The 9,072-nt window shown below is 73.0% G+C and carries 8 protein-coding genes; 6 read left to right on the top strand and 2 right to left on the bottom strand.

Annotated features, from left to right (window positions below; all coding sequences use genetic code 11):
• Window positions 1–109 precede the first annotated feature (109 nt).
• A complete protein-coding gene (locus tag ACZ5DS_RS22925) occupies window positions 110–1,018 on the top strand; it encodes a winged helix-turn-helix domain-containing protein (protein ID WP_468241509.1) in 909 nt (302 codons plus the stop codon).
• A 21-nt stretch (window positions 1,019–1,039) separates the two neighbouring features.
• On the opposite strand, the gene ACZ5DS_RS22930 is transcribed toward ACZ5DS_RS22925, so the two are convergent.
• On the bottom strand, window positions 1,040–1,228 hold the full coding sequence (locus ACZ5DS_RS22930) for a hypothetical protein (RefSeq protein ID WP_468241511.1): 189 nt from the start codon (window positions 1,226–1,228) through the stop codon (window positions 1,040–1,042).
• Between the two features lie 130 nt (window positions 1,229–1,358).
• Between ACZ5DS_RS22930 and ACZ5DS_RS22935 the strand changes: the two genes are divergently transcribed.
• The 5 genes from ACZ5DS_RS22935 to ACZ5DS_RS22955 all read left to right on the top strand — a co-directional run bounded on the left by ACZ5DS_RS22935 (window position 1,359) and on the right by ACZ5DS_RS22955 (window position 8,179).
• Window positions 1,359–2,231: a winged helix-turn-helix domain-containing protein gene (locus ACZ5DS_RS22935; protein ID WP_468241514.1), complete on the top strand. Its 873-nt coding sequence runs from the start codon at window positions 1,359–1,361 to the stop codon at window positions 2,229–2,231.
• Window positions 2,231–2,968, top strand: coding sequence for an HAD family hydrolase (locus ACZ5DS_RS22940; RefSeq protein ID WP_468241516.1), 738 nt, complete (start codon window positions 2,231–2,233; stop codon window positions 2,966–2,968). Before ACZ5DS_RS22935 ends, ACZ5DS_RS22940 begins: the two co-directional genes overlap by 1 nt.
• A 230-nt stretch (window positions 2,969–3,198) precedes the next feature.
• Window positions 3,199–5,463 (top strand): phosphotransferase, encoded by a 2,265-nt coding sequence (locus ACZ5DS_RS22945; protein WP_468241518.1) that lies wholly within the window; start codon window positions 3,199–3,201, stop codon window positions 5,461–5,463.
• 9 nt (window positions 5,464–5,472) lie between these two features.
• Window positions 5,473–6,099 (top strand): TetR family transcriptional regulator, encoded by a 627-nt coding sequence (locus ACZ5DS_RS22950; protein ID WP_468241520.1) that lies wholly within the window; start codon window positions 5,473–5,475, stop codon window positions 6,097–6,099.
• Window positions 6,100–6,139: 40 nt separating this feature from the next.
• Window positions 6,140–8,179, top strand: a complete 2,040-nt coding sequence (locus ACZ5DS_RS22955; protein ID WP_468241523.1) for a HelD family protein — start codon at window positions 6,140–6,142, stop codon at window positions 8,177–8,179.
• Between the two features lie 5 nt (window positions 8,180–8,184).
• Here ACZ5DS_RS22955 and ACZ5DS_RS22960 read toward each other — a convergent pair whose 3' ends face one another.
• Window positions 8,185–9,024, bottom strand: coding sequence for a nitroreductase family deazaflavin-dependent oxidoreductase (locus ACZ5DS_RS22960; protein ID WP_468241525.1), 840 nt, complete (start codon window positions 9,022–9,024; stop codon window positions 8,185–8,187).
• Window positions 9,025–9,072: the final 48 nt, after the last annotated feature.

The raw sequence follows: 9,072 nt of genomic DNA on the forward strand, positions 1-9,072 counted from the left end.
GTTCATTAAGTTGGCTACCAACTCACAGTACTTATCTCCGCTTGGAAGCGTCTCATAACCACCTTCCCGTGAACTGCCGGAAGATGGCGGGAAGTTGTAGTGTTTCTCTGTGGACCCGGAACACGCCTCCGCCAGTGGGCGGGAGAGGCCACAGCGGTCACGCACGTCACATCGCGAGGTGGCCGACGAACTGCGCGCCCGGATCAGGTCGGGCGAGCTGCGGCCGGGCCAGCGCATGCCCACCCAGGCGAAGCTCGCCGACGAGTTCGGCGTGGAGCGCGGTGCCGTACGGGAGGCCCTGCGCATCCTCCAGGCGGAGCGCCTGCTCACGAACGTGTCCAAGGGCAGCCCCGCGACCGTGGCCTTCCCCGCGGCGCACGCCCGTCCGGCGGCCGGGCCCCCGGCACCGCCGCAGCCCACCATGGTGGGCCTGGCGCCCCGCATAGCCGCGGCCTTCGCCGCCCCGCACGTCGAGATCGACGCCCTGTGCCTGACCTCGGTCTCGCTGAACCTCGCGATGGGCGCGCCGCTCCGGGAGATCCATGCCGGACGGCTGAATCCGGCCAAGATCGACGTCCGGGTGCTGCTGCCCAGCCGGGACATCGACCTCGCCTTCCCGGCACCGGTGGACGCCTCCGACGGCGGTCTGCTGCACCGGCGCTGGCTGGCCCAGCGCAACGCCCAGGGCCAGGTGCTGCGGCACAACCTGCAGGCGCTGCGCACCACGCACGGCATCGACGTGCACGTCTCCTTCCGCGCCCTGCCCTTCACCCCGCCGGTCAAGCTGTACCTGATCAACGGGGCCGAGGCGCTGTTCGCGTACTACACGCTCACCCGCCGCGAGCGGGAGATCGACCACGAGCACCTGCAGCTGTACGACGCCGAGGGCACGCGGTCGATGCTGTTCGCCTTCGAGCAGGGCGCGGACCTGCGCGACACCACCTTCGTGGAGCAGTCCCACCTGTGGTTCAACGCGCTGTGGGAGACGATCAGTTCGGAACTGGTCCTGACGCCGTGAGGCCGGGCCGGGCGGGCCCGGTCACAGGGCGGGCCCGGCGAGGAGCACCGCGAGCAGTACGGCGCCGGCGGAGCTGACCGCCGGGCTCTTGGCCTTGATGCCCACGGAGAGCAGCAGCAGGCCGACGAGGCCGGCGGCGCCGTACTTCCACTGGACGAGCTGTTCGAAGCCGACGACGAAGACGGCGCAGAGAAGTGCGAGGGCGGGCATGGTGGGTCCCCCTTTCGGTCTGCCAACTTGACCAGGTTGGCAACCAACTCTGACTATGTTGTCCCCACTTGGTCGCCAGTGACAAACAACTTCGCAACAACTCCCTTTAGATGGATCAGGGTTGTAGCGTTTGGTCGTGACCCAGGAGAACGTGGCAGTGAACGGCAGTAGAAGGCTCACGCACCAGGAGATCGCCGACATCCTGCGGGAACGCATCCGCACCGGGGACCTGAAGGCGGGCGACCGGCTGCCCACCCAGGCCGAGCTGGCGGAGCGGTACGGGGTCGAGCGCGGTGCCGTACGCCAGGCCCTCAAGGCACTCGCGGACGACGGTCTGCTCAGCCATGTCAGCAAGGGCAGCCCGCCGCGCGTCGCCGGCCCGCCCCCCGCCCACGACGAGCCCCAGCCGACGATGGTGGGCCTCGCTCCCCGGCTGACCGAGGCGTTCTCCGCGCCGCACGTGCGCATCGACGCGGCCTGCCTGACCGCGCAGTCCCTGATCCCCGCCCTCGGCGAGCCGCTCCGCCTGATCCACGAGGGCCGCATCCGCCCCGACCGGATCGACGCCCGCATCCTGCTGCCGTCCCGGGACATCAACCTCGCCTTCCCGGTCCCGGTCGACGGCGACGACGACGTCGTGCACCAGCGCTGGCTGGCGATGCGCAACGCCCAGGGCCAGGTCCTGCAGTACAACCTCCAGGCCCTGCGCTCCACCCACGACATCGACGTGCAGGTCACCTTCCGGGCCCTGCCCTTCACCCCGCCGGCCAAGCTCTACCTGCTCAACGGCGTGGAGGCGCTGTACGCGTACTACATGATCGCCCGCCGCGAGGAGCCGACGGACAGCGGCATGCTGGACATGTACGACACCCTCGGCTCCGAGTCCCTGCTGTTCTCCTTCGAGAAGCGGGCCGGCCGGCGCGATGCCGCGTTCGTGGAGCAGTCTCAGAAGTGGTTCGACGCCCTCTGGGAAACCATCACCACGGACCTGACACTCTCCTAGTGACTTCTGATGCGACTTCTGATGCGAACGAGATCGAGAAGCTACCGGAACTGATCACAGCTGCCCAGGTCGTGCTGTGGGACTTCGACGGGCCGATCTGCCGCCTGTTCGCCCGGCACAAGGCGGAACGGGTGGCCGCGGAGCTGGTGGAGTGGCTCGAGCTGCAGGGACTGCGCGGACTGCTCACCGAGACCGAACGGGGCACGCTGGACCCGCAGGTCGTGCTGCGCGCGGTGGACCGCCGGCACCCGGGCAGCGATCTCGTCGCCGAACTGGAGGAACGGCTCACCCAGGAGGAGCTGCGGGCAGCCGCCTCCGCCCTGCCGACCGCCTACGCCGACCCCCTGATCCGCACCTGGCTGGCCGTCGGCTCCCGCCTGGCCATCACCACCAACAACTCCCCCAAGGTGGTCCGGGCCTACCTCCAGCAGCGCGGTCTCGACGCCTGCTTCGCCCCCCACGTCTACGGCCGCACCCAGGACCTGCACCGCCTCAAGCCGGACCCGCACTGCCTCAACCGCGCGCTGAACGCGATCGGAGCCGCGCCGTCCGCCGCCCTGATGATCGGCGACGCACCCTCGGACCTCGTCGCCGCAGGGCGCGCCGGAGTGCCCTTCCTCGGCTACGCGCGTAACGAGCGGAAGAGGAAGGTGCTGCGCGAGGCCGGGGCCGGGTGTGTGGTGACGTCCCTGGAGCCGCTGCTGGTGTGGTTGCGGAGGTGCGCTCCCCGAGCCTGAGGCCCGCCGTGCGCTAGCATGCCCGCACCGACGGGGCAACCGCTCGGATCCGCGCGTAAGGGATGGCGAACGAGCCATGCCCGGACGACGTGCACACAGCAGTGGCCGACCACCGTTGGGCTACTCGACCGGGCTTTGGGTCGTGCCGTCCGTCACCCGGGCATAGCTTTTTCTGCAACCTGTCCGTCCCCGCAGTGCGAAGTCAGCGCGATCGAACCCCGGAGCGGCCCGTGGGCGCACCACCCGTCCCCCGCGACCCGGCCCGGGGCCGCGCCGGCCGAGCCCTGCCGCACGCCGCGGTCCAGGCGTTCCTGGCGCACGCCGCGGCCCGGGGACGGGCGAGCGGCGGCTTCCACCATCAGAACCACGTCGTGGAACTCACCGAGCCGATGGCCCGGTTGCTCGGGCGGGAGCCGGGCACGGCGGTGACCGTGCGGCTGCGGCGCGCGGGTGCGCTGCCCGTGGTGATCCGGACCTGGCCCAGCGAGGCGCAGATCCTGCGGTCCGTCAGGGGCGTCCTCGCGAACGTGCCCGAGTGCCTGGCCGAGGGGGACGGCTTCGCCATCCACAGCCATGTGGACGGTGCGGTGCTCTCCAGCGTCTGCGGTGCCGGGAAACCGGTCGACGGGCTGCTGATCAGGGCACTGGCGGGGCTGCTCGCCGAGACGGCCCAGGTGCGCAACACCGCCGCGCTGCCACCCCTGCCGGCCTGCTGGCCGCGCAACTACACCGACAGCCAGGCCTTCCTGCAGACCCTGGCCCGCCTGGCCGATCTGCAGATCCGGCAGCCCAACCGGGCCGGATTCGGCGGCCTGTTCGCCGCGCTCGGCGTGCCCGAGGACGCCCTGGTCGGGCTGGCCGAGCGGGTCCCCGCGATGTCCCGCCGCCCCTACAGCCTGCTCCACGGCGACCTGCACCGCGACAACCTGATCCTGCCGTACGGCGGTGACGCGCCCCCGGTCCGCGTCGACTGGGAGCTGGCCACCTACGGCGATCCGCTGCACGACCTGGCCACCCACCTGGTCCGGATGCGCTACCCGGACCACCAGTGGGACGAGGTCGTCCAGGCCTGGGTGCGCGCCATGCGCGAGGTGCGGCCCGCAGCGGTCAGCGGCGTCACCCGGGACCTGCGCCACTACGTCGCCTTCGAGCGGGCCCAGTCCGTGTTCCCCGACGTGATGCGGGCCGCGCAGTCCCTGGAGGACTCCTTCGACCAGCAGCGCCTGGCCGAGGCGACGGCCACGGTGCGCCGGGCCCTGGAGGCAGGGGCCGAACCGCTGCGGCTGGCCCAGGTGCCCGGCGAGCAGGAGATCGAGCGGATCCTCGTCCGCTGGGCGTCCGCATGGCCCGGTTGGCGCGGCGGCGCGGGGCGCCCCGGCCCCGTCGCGCGGGCGATCGACTGGACACCGGACCGGCGCGTCCCGGAGCACCCCGCCTTCCCGCACACCGCCGTCCGTGCCGCCCTGCTCCTGGAGGGCGCGACCCCGGCCGGCCGGATCTTCAAGGGCACCGCCCACCTCACCTCGGTGCTGTGGGTCCCCGGCACCCCGTTCCCGGTCGCGGTCCGCCGCAAGGTCGCGGGAGCCAGCCGGCGCGAGCGCAGCTTCCTCAGCGAGCACGCCGTGCTCCGGGCGATCGAGCGGTCCGGTGCGGCGGTGGCCGCGCCCCGGGTCCTGGCGCTCGGGGAGAGCCACTCGCCGGGACCCTGCGGCATCCGGACGTACTCCGGCGACGGCTTCGCCGTCCACACCTACGAGGGCCCGCGCGACCTGGGCCGAAGACCCGATCACCCCGTGGGCGGCCTGCGCCCGCACGAGGCGGACGGCCTCGTCGACCAGCTGGCCGCGCTCACCGAGGTCGACCACGCCCAGGTCGACCCGGTCGCGGGCCGGCTCGGCTTCTACGACTGGCTCAGCGACCAGCTCGTGGCGCTGGTCGCCCACCTGCCCAGGGAGTCCCAGCAACTGGCCCGCTTCCTCGGCCTGCCCGACGCGCCCCGCCTGCGCGAGATCCTCGCCCGGCACCGGGTCACCCCCCGCGCCCCCGCCCTGCTGCACGGCGACCTCAACCCCTGGAACCTGGTGCGCCGTGACGACCGCCTCGCCCTGACCCTCATCGACTGGGAGATGGCCCTGGTCGGCGACCCGTTGTACGAGCTGGTCCGGCACATGCACCTCACCCCCACCCGGCCGGAGATCCGGGACCGCATGTTCCGTCGCTGGGAGAGCCGTCTGCCCGCGCGGTACACCGCCGACTGGCAGCAGGACTGGCGGGTGTACCGCTGGGTGGAGATCGTCCGCTCGGCCTACGTCGACCTCGACCGCCTGGTCACCGGAGCGGGCCTGGACGCACCCAACGTCCGGCGCGCGGTGGACTCGTACGCGATGACCCTGGCGGCGGCCACCGCCTCGCTGGGCCTGTCGTCCCGGCACCGGACCGGCCCGAACCTCACCCGCGCCCTGGCCTGGCCCACTCGCCCGGACACCGCTGCGTAGGCTCGGCCCATGGACGAGATGGGCCTGCGCGAGCGCAAGAAGCAGCAGATGTACCAGGACGTGTCGGACACCGCCGTACGGCTTTTCCTGGAGCGCGGCTTCGACGCGGTGTCGGTCGCGGAGGTCGCCGCCGCGGCCGGGATCTCCAAGCCGACGCTCTTCCGGTACTTCCCCGCCAAGGAGGACCTGGTCCTGTACCGGATCGCGGACCACGAGACGGAGGCCGCGCGGGTGGTCGCCGGGTCGGCCGAGCCGGTGGACGCGCTGCGCCGGCACTTCCTGGCCGGGCTCGAGCGCTGCGATCCGGTGACCGGCCTGAACGACCATCCGGCCGTGCTCGCCTTCCACCGGCTGCTGTACGGGACGCCGGCCCTGGTGGCAAGGGCGTACGGCCATCTGGAGCGGTCGGAGGCGGCGCTCGCCGAGGCGCTCGGGGGCGGTCTCGACGCCCGGATCGCCGCCGGGCAGATCATCGCCGTCCAGCGGATCCTCGCGATGGAGAACTGGCGCCGGATCGCGGCGGGGGAGGGCGTGGAGCAGGTCCGGCCGGACGCGGTGCGGGCGGCCGAGCGAGCCTTCGGGCGACTGGCGGCGGGGCTGTCGGGGCTCACGGGCCGACCGAGCGAGACTCGGTAACATATTTAACTCGGTTACATTTTCTGGGTACGGTGGAGTCATGACGTCACTCCACCCCGCCCCCGAGGACCTCCAGACCACCCTCCACCGCGAACGCGCCTACCACGACACCTGCCGCACCGCCCTCGCCGCCATGGTCGACGGCGCCGCCCACCAGGTCGTCATCGGCGAGGACGTCTCCGCCTCCGGCGCCGACGCCGAGGTCCTCGGCCGCCGGCTGCGCAGCCAGGCCAAGGCACTGCGCGAACTGCCCCGCGGGCCGCTGTTCTTCGGACGACTGGACTTCACCGCCTCGGACCCCGAGCACGGCGGGCAGAGCTACCACGTGGGCCGGCTGCGGATCACCGAGGACCCGGCCGCGCCGCCCCTGGTCGTCGACTGGCGGGCCCCCGTCTCCCGCGCCTTCTACCAGGCCGGCGCCCGTGAACCGCAGGGCGTCGAGGTGCGGCGCCGGTTCGGCTGGGCGCCGGGCAGCCGGGGCGACTCCGCCGACCTCACCGGGCTGGAGGACGAGCGCCTGGGCCGCGGCGAGACGCAGGTCAGCGACATCGTCGCGCGCGAGATCGAGCGGCCCCGGGTCGGCCCGATGCGGGACATCGCCGCCACCATCCAGCCCGAGCAGGACGACCTCGTGCGCGGCGACCTCACCGTCTCCGTGTGCGTCCAGGGCGCCCCGGGCACCGGAAAGACGGCCGTCGGCCTGCACCGCGCCGCCTACCTGCTCTACACCCACCCCAAGCGGCTCCAGCGCTCCGGCCTGCTGATCCTCGGCCCCAACCGCACCTTCCTCACCTACATCGCCGAGGTGCTGCCCTCCCTCGGCGAGACCGGCGTCCGGCAGGCCACCCTCCTGGACGAGATCGCCCGCCACCCGGTCACCGGCACCGATCCCGTCCCCACGGCCGCCGTCAAGCACGACGCCCGCATGGCCGAGGTGCTGCGCCGGGCGCTGTACGCGCGGGTGTCCGCCGAGGGGGTGACCGACCTCGCCGTACGGGACGGCTCCTACTGGCTGCGGGTCACCGCCGGGCAGCTGGCCGGCATCGTCGACGAGGTGCGCGCGGAGGAGCCGCCGTACGCGATCGGGCGCGAGCGGGTCCGCGCCCGGGTGGTACGACTGCTGCTGGAGCAGGTGGAGCGGCGGTCGGGGCCGCCGCCGAACGCCTGGCTGCGCCGGGTCGAGCGGATGCGGGCGCTCACCGCCCGGCTCGACGTGATGTGGCCGAAGGTCCGGCCCGAGGAGATCCTCGCCGAACTGCTGACCGACGGCGGGGCGCTGGCACGGGCGGCCGACGGGCTGCTGGACGCGGACGAGCAGGCCGCCCTGCTCTGGCCCCGCCCGCCGCGCTCGTACAAGTCGGCCCGCTGGTCGGCTGCCGACCTCGTCCTCCTGGACGAACTCTCGGGGCTGATCGAGCACCCCGAGGGGTACGGCCACATCGTCGTGGACGAGGCGCAGGACCTCTCGCCGATGGAGTGCCGGGCGATCGCCCGCCGGGCCGTCTTCGGCTCGCTGACCGTGCTCGGCGACCTGGCCCAGGGCACCACCCCGTGGGCGGCCCGCGACTGGCCCGTCCAGCTGCGCCACCTCGGCAAGCGGGACGCGGCCGTGGTGTCGCTGACCACCGGGTTCCGGGTGCCCGCCGCGGTGGTCGAGCTGGCCAACCGGCTGCTGGACCGGCTGGACGTGGCCGTGCCCGCCGCCCGGTCGCTCAGGGCGGACGGCGAGCTGACCCTCCGGCCCACCGACGACGTGCCCGGCACCACCGTGACGGCTGTGCAGCAGGCCCTCGCCCACGAGGGCTCGGTCGGTGTCGTCGCGGCGGACGCGGACGTGCCCCGCGTACGGGACGCGCTCGCCGCGGCCGGCCTCGACGCGGCCGGACCGGAGGAACTCGGCGCCCGGCTGGCCGTGGTGCCCGCGAGCCTGGCCAAGGGCCTGGAGTACGACCACGTCGTCGCCGTGGAACCGGCCGCCGTGGCGGAGGCGGAGGAGCGAGGAGCCCACCGGCTGTACGTGGTGCTGACGCGGGCGGTGTCCCGGCTGGACGTCGTCCACGCGCGCCCGCTGCCGTTCTAGCGACCTCAGCCCAGCAGGGGCACCAACTGCTCCTCCTCGTAGGCCAGATGAGCCTCCAGCTCGGCCGTCAGCCGGTCCACCTCGGCGCGGGCGGCGGCCGGGTCGGGGTGCTCGCCGGAGACCGCGCGCCGCAGCTCCTCCACGAGGTCCGCGATACGGGCGTGCTCCTGCTCCAGCCGCTCCAGGGCCGGGGCGAGGTGCGGATGGCGGCCGGCGAGGAACGGGAACAGGGCGGTGTCCTCGCCGGCGTGGTGGGTGTGCAGCCCCGCGCAGAGCGTGAGGCAGTTGACGCGGAGCTGGGCGCCGAGCGTGGAACCGCTGCCCGCGGCCATCTCCTTGCGGATCAGGGCGAGTTCGCGCCGGAACACGTCATGGACGAGCCGGATCGCCTCGCCCGGCGAGTCGGCGGCGATGTTCGGCGGCCCGCCCTGCGCGATCTCGTGCAGCGCGACGACGGGTATCACCCGGCCGCCCGCCTTCTCCTGGTACGCCTGCCAGCCCGGGTCGGCCTCCACCGCCCGCGCGAAGGCCAGGTCCCGCTCCTCGCCCGTGAGCACCTCGGCACGGGCCCGGTAGGTGAACACCCCGCTCTCGACGGTCGCTTCGGGGCGGGCGAGCAGGTTGCGGTACCAGTCGGGGTGGCGGGGCGAGCCCCCGGCCGAGGCGATGACGAGAATCCGGTCGGCGCCGTCGGGCAGGTATCCGACCGGGGTGGTGTGCGGGGTGCCCGTGCGGGCGCCGGTGGTGGTGAGCAGGATGAGCCGGGCGCCTTCGAAAGAGCCGCTCAGGCGGCCGTGGTGGGCACGGAACTCGTCGATGATCTTCTGATTGAAGGGATTGGGCACTCTGTCTTCTCTCTCTGCGGCTGATGGTTCGTTTCAGTGCGCAGAGAA

This window comes from Streptomyces sp. NPDC031100, assembly GCF_055570785.1.

Bases quoted from the DNA above. Each gene is read 5' to 3' on its own strand.
- ACZ5DS_RS22955 (WP_468241523.1), top strand. From the start codon at position 6,140: ATGACGTCACTCCACCCCGCCCCCGAGGACCTCCAGACCACCCTCCAC.
- ACZ5DS_RS22930 (WP_468241511.1), bottom strand. From the start codon at position 1,228: ATGCCCGCCCTCGCACTTCTCTGCGCCGTCTTCGTCGTCGGCTTCGAA.
- ACZ5DS_RS22950 (WP_468241520.1), top strand. From the start codon at position 5,473: ATGGACGAGATGGGCCTGCGCGAGCGCAAGAAGCAGCAGATGTACCAG.